Origin of the sequence: Coleofasciculus sp. E2-BRE-01 (genome assembly GCF_040221695.1) — a bacterium.
Classification (GTDB): Bacteria; Cyanobacteriota; Cyanobacteriia; order Cyanobacteriales; family Coleofasciculaceae; genus Coleofasciculus.
In genome coordinates this window covers 35,466-51,257 of the sequence record NZ_JAVKEA010000217.1, presented here as the reverse complement: position 1 = coordinate 51,257, position 15,792 = coordinate 35,466, and the positions used below count along the sequence as shown (strand labels likewise).

Annotated in this window: 16 protein-coding genes, 1 tRNA gene and 1 other annotated feature; of the genes, 5 read left to right on the top strand and 12 right to left on the bottom strand. The window is 46.6% G+C overall.

Going from position 1 to position 15,792, the window contains the following annotated elements:
• Nucleotides 1-519: 519 nt before the first annotated feature.
• The 8 genes from rplL to rplS all read right to left on the bottom strand — a co-directional run bounded on the left by rplL (nucleotide 520) and on the right by rplS (nucleotide 4,694).
• On the bottom strand, nucleotides 520-924 hold the full coding sequence (gene rplL / locus RIG66_RS29715) for a 50S ribosomal protein L7/L12 (protein WP_446383094.1): 405 nt from the start codon (nucleotides 922-924) through the stop codon (nucleotides 520-522).
• Between the two features lie 178 nt (nucleotides 925-1,102).
• Complete coding sequence (rplJ, locus tag RIG66_RS29710) at nucleotides 1,103-1,669, bottom strand: 50S ribosomal protein L10 (protein ID WP_446383092.1); 567 nt, start codon at nucleotides 1,667-1,669, stop codon at nucleotides 1,103-1,105.
• Nucleotides 1,670-1,723: 54 nt separating this feature from the next.
• Nucleotides 1,724-1,885: a sequence feature (ribosomal protein L10 leader region), on the bottom strand.
• Nucleotides 1,886-1,918: 33 nt separating this feature from the next.
• The gene (gene rplA, locus RIG66_RS29705; protein ID WP_446383090.1) at nucleotides 1,919-2,635 is read right to left on the bottom strand and encodes a 50S ribosomal protein L1; all 717 of its coding nucleotides are present in this window, start codon (nucleotides 2,633-2,635) and stop codon (nucleotides 1,919-1,921) included.
• Between the two features lie 105 nt (nucleotides 2,636-2,740).
• On the bottom strand, nucleotides 2,741-3,166 hold the full coding sequence (gene rplK / locus RIG66_RS29700) for a 50S ribosomal protein L11 (protein ID WP_044207237.1): 426 nt from the start codon (nucleotides 3,164-3,166) through the stop codon (nucleotides 2,741-2,743).
• A gap of 2 nt (nucleotides 3,167-3,168) precedes the next feature.
• The gene (gene nusG, locus RIG66_RS29695; RefSeq protein ID WP_446349420.1) at nucleotides 3,169-3,786 is read right to left on the bottom strand and encodes a transcription termination/antitermination protein NusG; all 618 of its coding nucleotides are present in this window, start codon (nucleotides 3,784-3,786) and stop codon (nucleotides 3,169-3,171) included.
• On the bottom strand, nucleotides 3,783-4,013 hold the full coding sequence (gene secE / locus RIG66_RS29690) for a preprotein translocase subunit SecE (protein ID WP_006101045.1): 231 nt from the start codon (nucleotides 4,011-4,013) through the stop codon (nucleotides 3,783-3,785). Before secE ends, nusG begins: the two co-directional genes overlap by 4 nt.
• 153 nt (nucleotides 4,014-4,166) lie before the next feature.
• Nucleotides 4,167-4,239 (bottom strand) — tRNA-Trp (locus tag RIG66_RS29685).
• A 92-nt stretch (nucleotides 4,240-4,331) separates the two neighbouring features.
• Nucleotides 4,332-4,694 carry a 50S ribosomal protein L19 gene (gene rplS, locus RIG66_RS29680; RefSeq protein WP_446383087.1) on the bottom strand — a complete coding sequence of 121 codons (363 nt, stop codon included), beginning with the start codon at nucleotides 4,692-4,694 and terminating at the stop codon, nucleotides 4,332-4,334.
• 258 nt (nucleotides 4,695-4,952) lie between these two features.
• Here rplS and RIG66_RS29675 point away from each other — a divergent pair, with 258 nt between their 5' ends.
• Entirely contained in the window at nucleotides 4,953-5,168 is a 216-nt protein-coding gene (locus RIG66_RS29675; RefSeq protein ID WP_446383086.1) for a hypothetical protein, read from the top strand.
• A gap of 141 nt (nucleotides 5,169-5,309) precedes the next feature.
• On the opposite strand, the gene ilvC is transcribed toward RIG66_RS29675, so the two are convergent.
• The 4 genes from ilvC to RIG66_RS29655 all read right to left on the bottom strand — a co-directional run bounded on the left by ilvC (nucleotide 5,310) and on the right by RIG66_RS29655 (nucleotide 10,993).
• Nucleotides 5,310-6,302 (bottom strand): ketol-acid reductoisomerase, encoded by a 993-nt coding sequence (gene ilvC / locus RIG66_RS29670; protein WP_446383084.1) that lies wholly within the window; start codon nucleotides 6,300-6,302, stop codon nucleotides 5,310-5,312.
• Nucleotides 6,303-6,451: 149 nt separating this feature from the next.
• Nucleotides 6,452-7,435, bottom strand: coding sequence for a glycosyltransferase family 2 protein (locus RIG66_RS29665; RefSeq protein ID WP_446383082.1), 984 nt, complete (start codon nucleotides 7,433-7,435; stop codon nucleotides 6,452-6,454).
• Between the two features lie 444 nt (nucleotides 7,436-7,879).
• Nucleotides 7,880-9,361, bottom strand: a complete 1,482-nt coding sequence (locus RIG66_RS29660) for a carotenoid oxygenase family protein (protein ID WP_446383080.1) — start codon at nucleotides 9,359-9,361, stop codon at nucleotides 7,880-7,882.
• A 108-nt stretch (nucleotides 9,362-9,469) separates the two neighbouring features.
• The gene (locus RIG66_RS29655) at nucleotides 9,470-10,993 is read right to left on the bottom strand and encodes a folate/biopterin family MFS transporter (protein ID WP_446383078.1); all 1,524 of its coding nucleotides are present in this window, start codon (nucleotides 10,991-10,993) and stop codon (nucleotides 9,470-9,472) included.
• A gap of 205 nt (nucleotides 10,994-11,198) precedes the next feature.
• On the opposite strand from RIG66_RS29655, the gene RIG66_RS29650 reads away from it, so the two are divergent.
• The 4 genes from RIG66_RS29650 to RIG66_RS29635 all read left to right on the top strand — a co-directional run bounded on the left by RIG66_RS29650 (nucleotide 11,199) and on the right by RIG66_RS29635 (nucleotide 15,638).
• Complete coding sequence (locus RIG66_RS29650; RefSeq protein WP_446383076.1) at nucleotides 11,199-11,480, top strand: UPF0175 family protein; 282 nt, start codon at nucleotides 11,199-11,201, stop codon at nucleotides 11,478-11,480.
• A 183-nt stretch (nucleotides 11,481-11,663) separates the two neighbouring features.
• The gene (locus tag RIG66_RS29645) at nucleotides 11,664-12,113 is read left to right on the top strand and encodes a hypothetical protein (protein ID WP_446383074.1); all 450 of its coding nucleotides are present in this window, start codon (nucleotides 11,664-11,666) and stop codon (nucleotides 12,111-12,113) included.
• An 87-nt stretch (nucleotides 12,114-12,200) separates the two neighbouring features.
• Nucleotides 12,201-13,508: a tetratricopeptide repeat protein gene (locus RIG66_RS29640; protein ID WP_446383072.1), complete on the top strand. Its 1,308-nt coding sequence runs from the start codon at nucleotides 12,201-12,203 to the stop codon at nucleotides 13,506-13,508.
• Between the two features lie 201 nt (nucleotides 13,509-13,709).
• The gene (locus tag RIG66_RS29635; protein WP_446383070.1) at nucleotides 13,710-15,638 is read left to right on the top strand and encodes a CHASE2 domain-containing protein; all 1,929 of its coding nucleotides are present in this window, start codon (nucleotides 13,710-13,712) and stop codon (nucleotides 15,636-15,638) included.
• Nucleotides 15,639-15,792 lie beyond the last annotated feature (154 nt).

The window sequence follows — 15,792 nt, the reverse complement described above, 5'->3', positions numbered from 1 at the left end:
GTTGTTACTATTCCAGTCGGTTTTAATCGAGTGAATGTTCCAGAATTAGTAAGGTTTTGATCAATTTGTTTTTGGCAAAAGCTTGGATGCCTTGAAGGTTATGCCTTTCAGGAATATTCCTGGCTTGTTTTTCAAAAAAAATCGGAATAGTCTTGATAATTACTTAGAATAAATTAAAAAATTATAGTTAGGTTTCAATAATTTGTGATCAGCTAGTAGACTATTGATTAACTGTCACATTTTTTTCTATTTCTTCCGGATGGGAGACAAAGGGAAAGTTTGTCGTTTGTAGTAAGGGCTTTAGCCCTAGATTTTATGGAGTAACAAGCCTGAACCCACCCTAAAATCTAAATATAGTAGGCTGTTGCTCTCACTATTGCCTATTGCCTATTGCCTCTCCCCACCACAAGACTTATTCAGCAACCCCTAACCTAAAAAAACCCCCCGTTCGTGTTGATCCGGGGGATGAATTCAATCTATCGATTGTGGGGGCAATCCATGACTTGCCCCGACAGAGTTCTATTTCACGGAAACCTTAGCACCAGCTTCTTCAAGCTGCTTCTTGGCTTCTTCTGCGGATTCTTTTGCTACCCCTTCTTTAATCGGCTTGGGCGCAGACTCAACCATATCTTTGGCTTCCTTGAGTCCCAACCCAGTCATGGTTCGCACGACTTTCAGGATAGCAATCTTCTTATCAGCGGGAACTTCTTCTAAGATGACATCAAATTCTGTCTTCTCTTCCGCCTCTTCCGCCGCAGCTCCGGGCGCACCCGCCGCTGCCATTCCAGGCATCATCATCATGCCACCCGCAGGAGCAGCCGCGCTAACGTCAAAGGTTTCCTCGATTTGCTTAACTAATTCCGACGCTTCGAGCAACGTCAGGGATTTTAGCTTTTCCAAAATTTCGTCGGTTGTAGCAGACATGAATAAACTCCTTTGTTTGATTTTTACGTTTGACCTTTCGACTACGCTCAGGGCAAGCTTTTTACGTACAAGGTAGCGGTATTAGTGCAGTGGGTGTGGAAATAACCCATCCGTTAACAAAATTGCAAACAAGCAGATACCATAAACCTTAAAGCCTTCTGCCGTCTGCCGTCTTGCACTAACCCCCACTTTCTTTCTGAGCGGCGAGCGCTTGCAAAACGCGACCCAGTGATCCCGGAACTTCGTTGACACAGCGACCCAGGGAAGCAGGAACTTCGTTGACACCCACAGCCAGTTTAGTGGCGATGGAATTAATCGAACCTGCAATCTGCCCGATGAGTTCTTCTTTAGACGGCAAGTCGGCAATCGCCTTAACTTGGTCTTGACTCAGGGCTTGACCTTGCATCACGCCACCCTTGAAGTCGGTTTTTTTGGTGGCTTTCTGGAAGTCCTGATATGCCCGAATTGCACCGCCTACATCGTCTTTGACTAACATGAAGGCGGAGGAACCGACCAAGAATTCGGTCATGGGTTGCCAGTTTTCATCATCCTCAACCGCCCGCCGCATCAGGGTATTTTTCGTCACCTTACAGACTGTGCCTGTGGGACGCAGCCGATTCCGCAAATCGGTAATTTCCGCAACAGAAAGTCCCTGGTAGTCAATGACGATGGCGAGTTGCGAATCACTCAAGAGTTCCTTGAGATCAGCGATGACTTCCTTTTTGTTGTCTAGGGTTCTGCCCATGCTTGTTTCACCTCCTTTTTTCCTTTCAGAGTTGCCAGTGGGAAAATCCTGCCTTTAGCCATAACGAAACCCCGGACATGCCGGGGTTACGCTGAGTATCTTTTATACCTGTACTTTAATTTTGATGTAAAGTGACAGTGGATACTTCGGGCGTTGACCTCGGCAGGATATTAAGTGATGAACACCTGCTGTCTTTGGTACAAGCCAATGAAATTATTGGATTGTAGACTGCAAAAATAACGGTTCAGATTACGCAGCTTCAGCTGCTTTCATGTCCCGTAAGCTAGGGATATCGACTTCAATCGCCGGTCCCATGGTCGCACTGATAAATATACTGCGCCAAAAGCGACCTTTCGCCCCGGAGGGACGATTGCGGTCAATCGTTTCCTGTAAAGACTTGAGGTTGAGCAACAAGTCTTCGGCAGAAAAGGAAGCCTTACCAAACATAACATGAACGATGCCTGTGCGATCGGCACGAAATTCAAGTTTACCTGCTTTGAATTCTTCGATCGCCTGGGTTAGGTCAAAGGTAACCGTACCGCCTTTGGGCGAGGGCATCAAGCCCCGTGGTCCGAGGAGCCGTCCTAACTTTGCCACTTGGGGCATCATGTCTGGTGTGGCAATCAAGCGGTCAAAATCCATCATGCCATTTTGGATTTCGCCAATTAATTCTTCAGATCCGGCGATATCTGCCCCCGCATTCGTGGCTTCGGTGACTTTTTCACCCTTGGCAATGACGGCAACTCGCACCACCTGACCCGTTCCTTTGGGTAGGGATACGGTTGTCCGCAGTTGCTGATCGGTGTATTTGGGATCAATTCCCAAGCGGATATGGGCTTCGGCGGATTCCGGGAATTTTGCCGTTGCGGTTTCTTTTAACAGCTTCAGGGCTTCTGTAGGTTCATAAGGTCGTTCTTCGACCTTGCTTTGTAATTCTTGTAATCGACGTGATAGTTTTTTGGGCATTTATCTCTCCTGGGGTGACTAACGAAGCGTCTCGCCTCTCCCCCAAATTGGGTTAACAACGGTCTGCAATTGCGGGTTGATGGCACTTAAACCTCAACCCAGGGACTATTCTGCGATCGCGACGCCCATATTCCGGGCAGTCCCTTCGACGATTTTCATGGCTGCTTCAATATCATTGGCATTGAGGTCAGGCATTTTCGTCTGGGCGATTTCTTGGAGTTGCGCCTTTGTAATCGTGGCGACTTTTTGCCGATTGGGTTCACTTGCGCCTTTTTCAATCCCGGCTGCTTTTTTAATTAGCACGGATGCGGGCGGGGTTTTGAGGATAAAGGTAAAACTACGATCCTCAAACACCGAGATTTCCACAGGGATAACCATTCCCGCTTGATCGGCGGTCTTGGCGTTGTATTCTTTACAAAACGCCATAATATTCACCCCATGTTGACCGAGTGCCGGTCCGACTGGGGGAGCAGGGTTGGCTTTCCCCGCCGGGAGCGCCAACTTAATAACTGCAACGATTTTTTTTGCCATGCTTAGCCTGTTTTTTCCACCTGATTGAATTCTAGTTCCACTGGCGTATCTCGCCCAAAAATCGAGAGTAACGCCTTGAGCTTACTGCGTTCAGGGCTAACTTCAATCACTTCGCCTTCAAAGTCTTTAAACGGACCTGATAGCACGATGATTTTGTCACCAACAGCCATGTCCACTTTAATGACTGGCTCTTGTTCTTCGGTTTGCTTGAAGATCCGTTCGACTTCCCCTGGACTCAAGGGTACTGGTTTAACGTGACCTCGCCCTCGTCCATAGCGACGTTTCTGTTCTGCCCCTACAAAATTAATCACATTGGGTGTGTTTTTGACAACCTGCCAGCTTTCATCATCCATGACCATTTCGACCAAGACGTAGCCAGGGAAGACTTTTTCTTCAGAGTGCTGGCGAGACCCATCCTTACGGATTTTTACCGTCGGGGTTTGGGGAATCTGAACTCTCAAGATTCGGTCAGCGACATCTAGGGTTTGCACTCGCTGTTCTAGATTTGTCTTTACCCGCTTCTCACAGCCGGATGCCACCTGAACCGCATACCAACGGGCAGATGGGGATTCTTGAAACTGTGAATCGCGATCGTATGATTCGTTTGCTGCAAAACTCATCCAAATACCTGTTGTGATGCCCACAAGAATAAGCCATCCACTAAATAAATTAGGGTGGCTGATAGAACGACCATCAATAACACGGCAGCCGATTCGCTAATCAGTTGCTGCCGAGAGGGCCATACGACTTTACTGAGTTCCTCTTTGGTTTCTTGAAGAAACGTTACAACATTAAACCCAGAGGTTTTTTGCTGAGACTCTGTTTCCGTTTTAGTTTTCTTTGCCACAATAGTTGACTTCCCCCTTCTACTGATTATCAGAGCTGTTCAACCCAGCGTTCATAACTCATATTAACCTGCTTCACTCATCCGTGAAGTTGACAAGATCTGGGTAGAACCGCTGATGCTCCCCCAGCCTTTTCATATTTTATAGATTCAGAACGCGCCCTGGAGGACTTGAACCCCCGACATCAGGTTTTGGAGACCTGCGTTCTACCAACTGAACTAAGAGCGCTTGGGTTGGCTGGTAGAGGTGAATTTATCCCCTTTGCTTTACTTAGTGTAACGCAATGAGGGCATGAATACCAAGCCAATATCCAAAAAAATCTAAATCCCCCGGTCAAAGCGCTGCTTAACCCGAGTCGCTTTACCCACACGCTCTCGCAAATAAAAGAGCTTCGCCCGACGCACCTTACCTCGTCGCACAATTTTAATACTGGCAATTCGGGGGGAATGGAGCAGAAAAACTCGTTCTACACCAACACCTTGGAAGATACGCCGCACGGTAATCGTTTTGTTGATGCCACCGTTACGCATGGCAATCACGGTACCTTCGTAGGGCTGAACCCGTTCCTTGTTCCCTTCGCGAATACGGACACCAACTCTAACTGTGTCACCAACATGGACTGTCGGTAAGTCTGATTTAAGCTGTTCCGCTTCTATGGAGCGAATAACCTCTTGAGCATTCATGGTTTTGTAAAAAAATCACAGCCTATAATCATAGCGCACTATCTGATCCGGCGTCTAGATGGGGGAGTGGGTAGGGACTGGTGTGGGGTGTCGGGTGTGGGGTGTCGGGTGTTGGGTATCTGTTAACCTTTGTGCAGAACCCGCCCTGACTAGGTTTTGACTAAAATGTAAAGAATTATCAAAAAATGCTGGTTTTATCTTGACCTAGGGGAAAACTAGCAGTATGCACCATTCATTGATGCGACTGGGAGTAGAGCTATGCGTTTCAAAAATCTTCTAGGACCCCTTTTGATCCTAGCCTTGCTGTTTATCACGTTAGGCGATCGCGTCCTACCTGCACCGCTAGATGATGCTAGCCGCAACACCCGCACCAGCATCAATCAATTCTTAGTCGGGTTATTTCCCGACTGGAATCCCACCAACCCGAACGAACGCACGGAAAAAGAAGTTGAGCAATTAGAACAGAGGTGGTAGCCAGAAGCCAAGGCGATTGAAATCACTGCTACACAAACAAAGTCCGCCTGCGCGGACTGGGTTATAAAGGTTGATGTCATTTGCCAATTGCCTTGCCAAAAATTAACAAATGACAAATGACAAATGACAAATGACGAATAACTACTTCTTCAACCAGCTAAACATTGCCCGTAAATCTTTACCCACTTCCTCTACCGGATGTTCCGCTTCCTGACGGCGCATGGCGGTGAATCCAGGTTTACCTGACTGATTTTCTAACACAAACTCACGGGCAAATTGACCTGATTGAATTTCTTGCAGAATTTTCCGCATCTCGGCGCGGGTTTGGTCATTAACGATGCGAGGTCCACGGGTATAATCGCCATATTCAGCAGTATTAGAGATACTATCGCGCATATTGGCTAGTCCGCCTTCCACAATCAAATCCACAATTAATTTAACTTCGTGGAGACATTCAAAATACGCCAACTCTGGCTGATAACCCGCCGCCACTAAGGTTTCAAATCCCGCTTTAATCAAAGCACTCAAACCCCCACATAACACGGCTTGTTCACCAAATAAATCGGTTTCCGTTTCTTCCCGAAATGAGGTTTCCAAAATACCCGCACGAGTCCCACCAATTCCTTTAGCATACGCCATGGCGCGATCGCGAGCTTGACCTGTGGCATCCTGATACACGGCAAATAGGCAAGGAACACCTTCTCCCTGTTCGTAAGTCCGTCTTACTAGATGCCCCGGTCCTTTGGGTGCCACCATAATCACATCAACATCAGGCGGGGGAACAACTTGACTAAAGTGAATATTAAACCCATGGGCAAAGGCAAGGACATTCCCTTCTTTCAGATGCGGGGCAATTTCTTCGGTGTATACCGTTTTCTGCACCTCATCCGGTAGCAAAATCATAATCACATCCGCCGCTTTCGCCGCATCAGCAACCGAATGAACCGTTAATCCGGCTGACTCCGCTTTCGCCACCGACTTACTGCCCGGATACAGACCCACAATCACCTTAATGCCACTCTCTTTGAGATTCAGGGCGTGGGCGTGACCTTGAGACCCATAGCCGATAATTGCGATAGTTTTATCGGTGAGTAGGTCTAAGTTAGCATCTGTGTCGTAATACATCCGGGTCATAGAAGTATCTCCCTTGCTACAAGCATTTTCGTTTGACTGCGGACTATTGATTTTACATCAAAACCCTTGCCCATTGTTATGGATTTTGTCGGGGTTAGGGCAGATACGGTCGCACTTGCTTCCTGGAGTTACCTTTACCTTTAAATAACTCAGTTATGTTCACGCACTAATAAAATGGGCATTGCCTGAGACTCTTTTAATAATTCATCTAAACAATTTCTGGCAATAATTCGTTCTAAAAATAACCTTACCGCCGCTATAGATAAATCCGTTTTTAACCAAATCCTTGCCGCGCTGACAATTTCTCTTTTTTTTAGGGCAGCAAATACCCAATGAATTTTTATAGACGACTTAATCTCTGATAGTTCTGGTAAAGTATGACGATATTTGGGGTTGATACACGAATAAATTTTTTCTTTGATAATTAAATTAATTTCCAGGCGCTTGTCAAACGTAAATTTGCTATTAAATGAACCTTGCCAAATAGTCCGATAAGCCAGACATTTATTGATCAACACAGCATCGCCAAACTGGGCAATTTTAATCCAGGAATCAATATCATCATAATTCGTATCGAATTGGGTATCCCATCCTCCTGACTTAAGGAAAGCTGAACGGGAAAAGGCTACTTGTACAGGCGTGCCAAATGGCAAGAGTTCCAACAGCATGGCGTAATGAATCTCAGCTTGGGGAATATATACAAGTGTTCCCTTGCCAACGTGCCGACTTCTGCTGATTTCTTTCTCATTCTCATTGACCTGAATGGCTCGACAGGAGCAAATGACAGCATCTGGACGCCCTGCGATCGCCTTCACCATTTCTTCAATACAATTAGGGGCAAGGTAGTCGTCATCATCCACCAGTTTTACCCATTCTCCTGTCGCCAATGCTACACCCTGATTAACCGTTCCTGAGTGACCCAAATTCGTCGAATTTCGATGATAAATTAAACGGGTGTCACCCATGTCCAAGAGTTCTTTCCGTCGCCCCTGGACATACATATCCGTATCATCAGACGAGCCATCATCCACCACAATTACTTCGCACGGTATCGTTTGAGCTAACGCACTGTCAATTGCCCGCTTGAGCAAGGTGAGGCGATTATGAGTCGTGATGACGATGCTAAATTTCATACCCTTCTCCACCAAAATTATTTTGCCTCGATTAGCTGTCCAGCATTTAGATCAGGATGTCTAAATTCCTCAATGGAAATAGGGAACGGGGAATAGGGAACAGAAATATCCAATTTCAATGCACATCGGCTGATCTAAGCATTGGTATCGTCCAGATTTTGTTTTAACCTGTTTTGGGTGTGGTTAAGATTTGGACAATACCATTAGCTATGGATATTCATAATTTTACGCGATTGAACCCTAGTGCAGCGCGGCGGAAATATTTGAGCAGCTTTGTAAGTGTGGGGAAGATGGGGAAGATGGGGAAGATGAGGAAGTCCTGTTCCAGAGTGATGACAGAAACGTCTGTCTGTAGAGGCGGGTTTAGGGACTAATATTGATTGTTATCCCTAGCTTGGCTGCAAAACCCGCCCCGATCAAATGACAAATGACAGATAAATAAAATTAAAAGACTGTCGAAGTCCAGCTTCCGTGCAATCCGTAAGGAATATGGTGCTTGAGATGTAGTCGTGCGATCGCGCCTTGGCTCAAATCTCGACTATCCAAAATCACCACATCGGATCGATGATGACTAGAATCATACACCAACGTCAACACCCAACCCTCATCTTCTCGCTTCGCGTCAGGATGGGGGACAAAAATCGGTTCGCTGACAAAGCCTTGGGGGGCTGCACTCCAAATCTGTTTCTCACCTGTGGTGACATCAAACTTAGCAATGGCTTGAAGTGGAGCATTTCCTGTGGGATTATGAGTCACTCCCATGTACACATAACGGTAAGGGCGTCCAACGTGATCGGGATGGACACAGGGAAACTCACAGGAACGTGCGAATAGTTGCTGTCGTTGTACCGTAGAATCCGCTAAATTCAGTGTAAACCGAAATAGTTGTCCCGGCGCGATCGCATCAAAATCTACGTTCCGGTAATCTATCTCTGAGTCCACTTGAGTTAAAGACTCATAGCAGATAGAATCCACACAAATTTGCTCCCCTTGCTCAAAAGCATTCGCATGGTGAAAAATAAACCCAGCTTCAGATTCCAATACTTGCATCGGTTTATTACCATGACGCGGAATTACTAAAATCCGAGTCGGTGCGTTGGGTTTAAAGTCTACACATTGACCCGCCCCTTTTAATCCCAACAGGAAAGGAACGGGATTATAGGTGACAGGATTTTGGAAAAAGATGCAGTAATTGGGTGTAATCGCAAAGTCATGGATAAAGGCAAAACCTGGAACCGTGTGACTTTTACGCCGTTGCAATTTCCCGGCGGTATCCAGTTCATAAATGGTGATTTTGGTGGAAAAACCCGGTTTAATCGCAAAATTCACCAAGCAAGGCGCACCCCCATCTTGATTGCAGCTTGGGTCAATCCAAGGATGGGCGCCAAACGCTTCGCCTTCTGCCAAAATACCATCTAAAGTGTCTTTCCCTAGGGTGTCTAAGGTTTTGGGATCTAACCGATAGGGTTCCGCCGCTTCCCAAAGGGCTAACAGTTTACCGCCCCAGTAAATCACATTCGTGTTAGCGATATTTTTGATATCAATATCAAACGCATTCGCCAGCCATCCTCCAGGCTTCTGCGTACCAAAAACACCGCGATACAGCATTTTTCCAGCATCTTGTTCTTTGAGAAAGCCTTCAGTCCGAACAAAGCGATTGCGGAAATAAGCACGACCTTGATCAAAGGCGATCGCACAAATCATACCATCCCCATCAAAGGGGTGATGCAGGGGCTGACCATGGATATCCAGTAAACCCGGACCATTGCGAAACAACGTGCCATTCAGCGCTGGCGGAATTTCCCCTTCAATGTCCTCAATCCAGTAATCGTATTCATTTGGCTGGGATTGATACCCCTGTTTCCATCCTTCGCGATCATAAGACAGTGAAGACTTTGATTCTAAAAATTGTTCTGTTGCAATCATCGTTTATTTCCTCGTTATTTAATCGTGTTTGTAGTAGGCGCTTTAGCGCCATTGATAAGAGGACTAAAGTCCTCACTACTAACCCGGTTTGTAGTAAGCGCTTTAGCGCTATTGATCCAGAGGACTAAAGTCATCACTACCAACCCGGTTTGTAGTAGGCGCTTTAGCGCCATTGACAAGAGGACTAAAGTCCTCACTACCAACCCGGATAAACTCAGGCACAACATCAGGTAGGAATGGCTGTTCAGAGAAAGAACCCGATGTATGATGTTCAAATATTTCTGCTGGCGGTAATGATTTAGCCTCTGTTTCGCCTTTAATTTCAGCTTGCGGATCAGAAGCTGGTAACCAACCCAAGAAGGGCAAAGGTAATAAGCTAGAGAGGTTGGTAATTGTCAGTAATAACCACAGCCGATCAAAGTTATGTTCTGTTACCCCTAGCCAATGGGTTAATAACGCCCCCAATTCGTGAGATAGCAATCCAGACAAATTCCATATCGACATCAGCAAGGCAAATAAAGTGGCTTCCACTCCTGACGGGCAGAGTCTGGCTGAAAGTACGAGTACGGGCATAAACGTAATCTGTCCAATCACCGTCAGAATCAAACTGTCACCTAAACTAAACCAATGATCATCGATGCCTAATGCCCGATTCGCATGGGTGACTAGGATTAGAGTCGTCATCCCTAAAACAGCCGATAGGACAGTTGTCCATCCCATAATCGTGCGGAAAGGGATACCCTTTAAAAAGCGTTGAAATACCCAAACCCCCACCAGAGACGCCAAACTGGTGACTAAACGCACCCGCCCTAAAAATTCCGGTTCAAATCCGAGTTCATTGGTGGAGAAAAAGAAAAAGGCTGAATCTGCTGTGGGTGTGGCTTGCCAGAGAAAGATAAATGCGGTGGGTAACCAAATCGCTTTTTGAGTCACCGCATGGCGCAATTGCTTAATTTGGTTGATGACGGTGGCGGTATTTATCCCTGAACTAACGGGTTCTTCGGCAATTAACCACGCCACGCCAGAAACCAGTAGGGGAAAGGTGGCGGTAATGCCAAAAACAGTTTGGGTGTTGAACGCCTCCAGCAGCCAACCACTCAGATACGCGGTAATCACTCCCCCGACAGCAGAGGTTCCCCACGTTAGGGATTGTAGGGAACCAGAGTTGCTTAATGATTCCCGCCTTGCCCGTTCCACCACAAGCGAGTCTACGATGACATCACTAATCGCTACAGAAAGGGAACTCAGGAGAATGGCAAGGGTTGCCGCCCAAGCTGTATGGACTACCGTTGCCAAACTTAACCACGCGGCTGTTCCCATCAAGCCTGACAGAACCAGATAAGGGCGGCGGCGATAGCCAAATAAGGGGAGTCCGTCAGACAGAAAGCCAAATAGGGGTTTAATTACCCAAGGTAAGGCAGCAATCCCGATTAGGGCTGCGACTTGGGCGGGACTTAAACCCAGTTCGTCTTTGAGGAAGAAGCTAATCGCTAAACGGGCTAGTCCCAGGATACCCTGGACAAAGTAGACGATGAGGATGGCAATCAACTCCGGAGTGGGTTCATTGCCAAAAAAGACTTTATCTTTAACGGCTTGTTTAAACCGATCAAAGCCGGAGGCGGATACAATCATGAACTTTTTTTAAGATTTATCTCTTTTTATATCTTACACGCCGAATTGGGTTTGCCTCATCTGTCTATAGGCGATCGCTCCGAGTTTGTTTGTAGTAGGCGCTTTAGCGCCATGAGAGGACTTTAGTCCTCACTACTGACGGCTTGTCGAGTCGAGGATTCTATGTTGTCGCCTAAGCCAAACCTGAGAAACTGGAGGATGTTCTGTGCAAATTACAATCCATTTACCTGATGAAATTGTCAACACAATCCAGGAGAAGTGGAATAACGTTCCTGGAAAAGTTATGGAATGTTTAGCCATTGAAGCTTACCGTCAGGGAGTGATTACTTCGGCGCAAGTGGGAAGAATGCTCAACCTCTCTTCGCGTTATGAGGTGGATAGTTTTCTCAAGCAAGCAGGAGCCTATTTACATTATGATGAAACTGATTTTGATCAGGATTTGTTAACGATGGAAAAACTAATGACTCAGGAGACACCAGAAAGTTAATAGCAGTTGTCTCAGATACTTTACCGTTATGCTATGATTGATGTTGAAAAATAAAGATTACAGAGGTTGAATGATGCTCTCCAAAAGGCTCAAAGTCCTATGCTACCGCGTAAACGTCTCTCGCTCCCTACTGTTCTAAGAATATTCGGCTTAGTCTTGTCTGCTGCCGGACTGACAATTTCTATGAGAGGGCTTTTCCTACCGTGGCTTTCCGGCTATAGCGTCGTAACTGGATTAGATTTTTTGGTACACGACGACTGGCTAACTATTCTCAGCTATAGTCTGGCATGGATAGTTTTTCTGACGTACTGCTTTCAACCTAATTACATTAGTTTATGTGCGATATTTTTCAGCATTATTATTCCTCTATCCTACCTTAGGTTGTGGATTTTGGTAGAAATTGGATACCAAGGGAATCCCTACGATATTTTCGATGGTTTTCGTGGTGGTGGTGTTGATTTTAGATTTACTCCAGAACCGGGATTTTGGGCTACCTTTATGGGTATGGGCTTAATTTTAATCGGTGTTTTTATTGGGATGAATACCCAGAACCGAATAATTTATTTGATCACAATAGGGATAATAATAGGATTATTTAGCTTATTTATTGGTTTAGTCTATCTGTTAAATTGATCGTATAAATTAAACTTAACAGAGGCAATGAGGTTATGATGATTGACAAGATGACTGGCGATCGCACAAACGAGTTGGACGTGGGCAATGGAGCAGGAATTTTACGAGCGCGGGCGAGAAAAGGCGCAACAAGGCGATTTAGAGGGAGCGATTCAGGAGTTTGAGCAAGCGTTGCGGATTAATCCAGAATTTGCCGATGCTTACTATAGGCGGGGATTGGCTCGTTTTGATTTAGGGGATTGCCAAGGTGCGATCGCGGATTATTCCCAGGCGCTACAGGTGAATCCTGAACATCTGGATAGTTATTTGGGGCGCAGTTTGGCTCAATTGGCGCAGGGAGAGGCTCAAGCTTCCCTGGAGGATGCTCAACAGGTTCTCCAGATCGATGGGAATCACGGGGCGGCGTATAAACTGCAAGGTACAGCCTACCGTCGGTTGGGGAAAACCAAAGAGGCGATCGCATCTTTTAAACAAGCCGCTAAACTGTATCTGGATCAGAAGGATAAAGACAATTGCCAGAGTTGCCTAGAGAGTATCAAGCAAATTCAGGCATCGCAAATCCAGGCGGCGAGTGCGGCGGAGACGCAGAAGTATCTGACTCAAGTTATCAACAAGCTACAACGGGGAAAGCATCAGGAAGCCTTAGAGGATTGCCAGTGGCTGCTGCACGTTGCACCCAATGATGCTAGAGCCTATTGTTATCGGGGAATTATTCGCAGCAAATTGGGGAATTTAAGAGGAGCGATGGAAGATTTAGGTCGAGCCATGCAGCTTGATCCTAATGATATCCAAGTGCGTCACTATCGGGGACGGGTTCGCATTGAACTGGGGGACTATCGGGGCGCGATCGCGGATTTTACCCAGTTACTTGAGTTACAACCCGACAATTCCCAATATTATGTTTGTCGAGGTCAAGCTTACTCGAAACTGGGCGACTATCGCCAAGGAATTGAGGACTATTCGCGAGGGTTAACGATTCAGCCCAATGATCCGCAAATTTATTATCATCGGGCGGCGGCGCGGGCTGATTTTCAAGATTATCAAGGCGCGGCGGATGATTATCAACAAGCGGCGAATCTGTATTTTGAGAAACAGGATTGGCAGAAGTATCATCAGGCATTAAATCAGCAGAAGCAGCAAGTGGCAAAAGCTGAAGCTGAGATCAAAAAACGCTCAGCTAAACTGAATCGGAAAGACATTTTTATCAATCAAGAACGACAAATTCGATCGAATGCGCGGGTTGATCGAGAGTTACAACAACGACTCCTGCGGATGGTGGGGGGATATTGGGATGTTGCTGCGCGTTTGATTGAAATAGCCAAGAAAAAAAATCCAGGGATGCCAGAGAATTGGTACTTGCAAAAGGTAATCGATGATTTAGAGCGCGATCGCTAAATTCCATGTCTCCACAAAATCCGTGTTCATCGGTAAGCATTAGACTCGCTTGAGGCACTAAAGTGCCTACTACAAACTGTGGCATAATGCGGTAAGGGCTTTGCTGCCACAGTCAGTTGGACAACGTGAAGGCATCTTCGGGTTTGAGTAATATCTCCATCGCTGTCCAGCGGCTTCCGAGAAGCTTAGAGATTTAGTCCTATGATTTTTCGCATCCCTCGAACGGTTAGTACGGCGTTACCCGATTTGGCAAATCTGCGAGTCGTGGGCGTTTCAACCATTGCCGTTATCATTACCCTTCTGGGCATGCGACACTTGGGTGGACTAGAACCGCTAGAACTGGCGGCGTATGACCAGTTTGTCCGCCTGCGACCTCTGGAAACGGAACCTGATCCTCGGATTTTGGTTGTCGCGATTACAGAACAAGACCTAGAAAATCAAAATCGGTGGCCCATCTCAGATCAGGTTTTAGCACAAGTATTACGCCAACTGCAAGCCGCTGAACCCGCCGTTATTGGTCTAGATTTGTATCGCAATCTTCCTGTGGAACCGGGTCATCAGCAGTTAGTGGAACAACTGCAACAACCGAATTTAATTGCGATTCAGAATATTGATATCCGCGCCGGAACCCCACCGCCACCAGATGTATCACCGGAACGCATCGGTTTTAATGATATACCCCTTGACCCGGATGATATGGTTCGTCGCAATTTGTATTTGGCGGAGAATGAAAGCGGCGTACTTTTCTCATTTTCCATGCTTTTGGCACTTGCCTATCTAGAGCCCCGTGGGATTGAACTGGAAGCCAGTCCTGATAATCCAGATATTCCCCAACTTGGTGAGGCGGTGTTGTCACCCTTAACGGAAGATGCAGGAGGATATCAAAAGGGAGATGTTGGCGGGTTCCAAGTCTTACTTAATTATCGCTCTCCTTATCAGGTAGCGCGACAAGTATCCTTAACCGATGTTTTAGCAGGAACGGTTGATCCGAGTTGGGTGGAGGACAAAATTGTGATTATTGGTTCCACTGCACCCAGTCTGAAAGACTTATTCGCCACACCCTTTAGTCCCGCCTTGGAAAAAAATGCGAAAATACCTGGGGTTTTAATGCAGGCTCAAATGGTCAGCCAATTCCTGGATGCGGCGACGGGTGAGCGTCCTTTATTCTGGTTTTGGTCAGAACAGGCGGAAATCCTGTGGATTATTGGTTGGATTGCGATCGGTGGGATATTGGGGCGGGTGACGTATCATCCCCTGGCATTAATTATTGGGGTAACGGGTAGTTTGGGGGTGTTATCGAGTGTTTGTTTTTACCTATTGACCCAAGGTGGCTGGGTTCCGTTTGCAGCGCCAGCATTCGGATTTGGGTTAACGGTAGCGATTTTTGTCACCCATCGGTCTTATGAAGCCCATCAACAGCAACGCATTGTAATGAAGCTGTTGGGACAGAATACCTCACCTGAAGTTGCTCAAGCCCTTTGGCAAGGTCGCGATCGCTTGCTAAAATCTGGCAAGTTACCGGGGATTCGCCTCACCGCCACGATGTTCTTTGCCGATATTAAAGATTTCAGCACCATATCGGAAAAGATGACCCCAGAGGCGTTGTTGGAATGGTTAAATGAAATTCTGGGAGTGGTGACTCGTGAAGTCCTCCAGCGTCAGGGAATTGTGAATAAGTTTACCGGGGATGGGGTGATGGTGGCGTTTGGTGTCCCCATGTCACGTCTGCACAGAACCGAAGTCGCCGAAGATGCGAAAGCGGCGGTAGACTGTGCGTTAGCAATTAGCGATCGCCTGGAGTCGATGAACCGAGATTGGCGACGCCGAGGTTTACCGGTGATTCAAATGCGGATTGGTATTTTTACCGGTCCTGTTGTAGTGGGCAGTTTAGGGGGCAAAGACCGCTTAGAATATGGCGTAATTGGCGATAGTGTTAATATTGCGTCCCGGCTAGAGAGTTGTGAGAAACAGCGTCAACCGACTCCCTGTCGGATTCTCATTGGTCAACAAACGCTAGATCAACTCCAAGGGGAATTTGAGGTTGAATCTTGGGGACCTTTAGCCTTGAAAGGAAAACAGCAAACGGTGAATGTTTATCGCGTTTTGGCACGAACCACGGTATCAGAGTAAAATGGCACTGAAATAAGCATTTTGACATCGCCGAAACCATTAATATACCGTAGGGTGGGTTTCGACTTCGCAAGGGCCCACCAGCCTTAAGTTAGAGAGTAGGAGTGCAGAGTATACAAGTTAACGTATCTCTCTTTTCTCAGATGGGTAAAAC

Coding starts and splice junctions, on each gene's coding strand:
- rplL (WP_446383094.1), bottom strand. CDS start 924: ATGTCTGCTACAACCGACGAAATTTTGGAAAAGCTAAAATCCCTGACG.
- rplJ (WP_446383092.1), bottom strand. CDS start 1,669: ATGGGCAGAACCCTAGACAACAAAAAGGAAGTCATCGCTGATCTCAAG.
- rplA (WP_446383090.1), bottom strand. CDS start 2,635: ATGCCCAAAAAACTATCACGTCGATTACAAGAATTACAAAGCAAGGTC.
- rplK (WP_044207237.1), bottom strand. CDS start 3,166: ATGGCAAAAAAAATCGTTGCAGTTATTAAGTTGGCGCTCCCGGCGGGG.
- nusG (WP_446349420.1), bottom strand. CDS start 3,786: ATGAGTTTTGCAGCAAACGAATCATACGATCGCGATTCACAGTTTCAA.
- rplS (WP_446383087.1), bottom strand. CDS start 4,694: ATGAATGCTCAAGAGGTTATTCGCTCCATAGAAGCGGAACAGCTTAAA.
- RIG66_RS29675 (WP_446383086.1), top strand. CDS start 4,953: ATGCGTTTCAAAAATCTTCTAGGACCCCTTTTGATCCTAGCCTTGCTG.
- ilvC (WP_446383084.1), bottom strand. CDS start 6,302: ATGACCCGGATGTATTACGACACAGATGCTAACTTAGACCTACTCACC.
- RIG66_RS29665 (WP_446383082.1), bottom strand. CDS start 7,435: ATGAAATTTAGCATCGTCATCACGACTCATAATCGCCTCACCTTGCTC.
- RIG66_RS29660 (WP_446383080.1), bottom strand. CDS start 9,361: ATGATTGCAACAGAACAATTTTTAGAATCAAAGTCTTCACTGTCTTAT.
- RIG66_RS29655 (WP_446383078.1), bottom strand. CDS start 10,993: ATGATTGTATCCGCCTCCGGCTTTGATCGGTTTAAACAAGCCGTTAAA.
- RIG66_RS29645 (WP_446383074.1), top strand. CDS start 11,664: ATGAGAGGGCTTTTCCTACCGTGGCTTTCCGGCTATAGCGTCGTAACT.
- RIG66_RS29640 (WP_446383072.1), top strand. CDS start 12,201: ATGGAGCAGGAATTTTACGAGCGCGGGCGAGAAAAGGCGCAACAAGGC.
- RIG66_RS29635 (WP_446383070.1), top strand. CDS start 13,710: ATGATTTTTCGCATCCCTCGAACGGTTAGTACGGCGTTACCCGATTTG.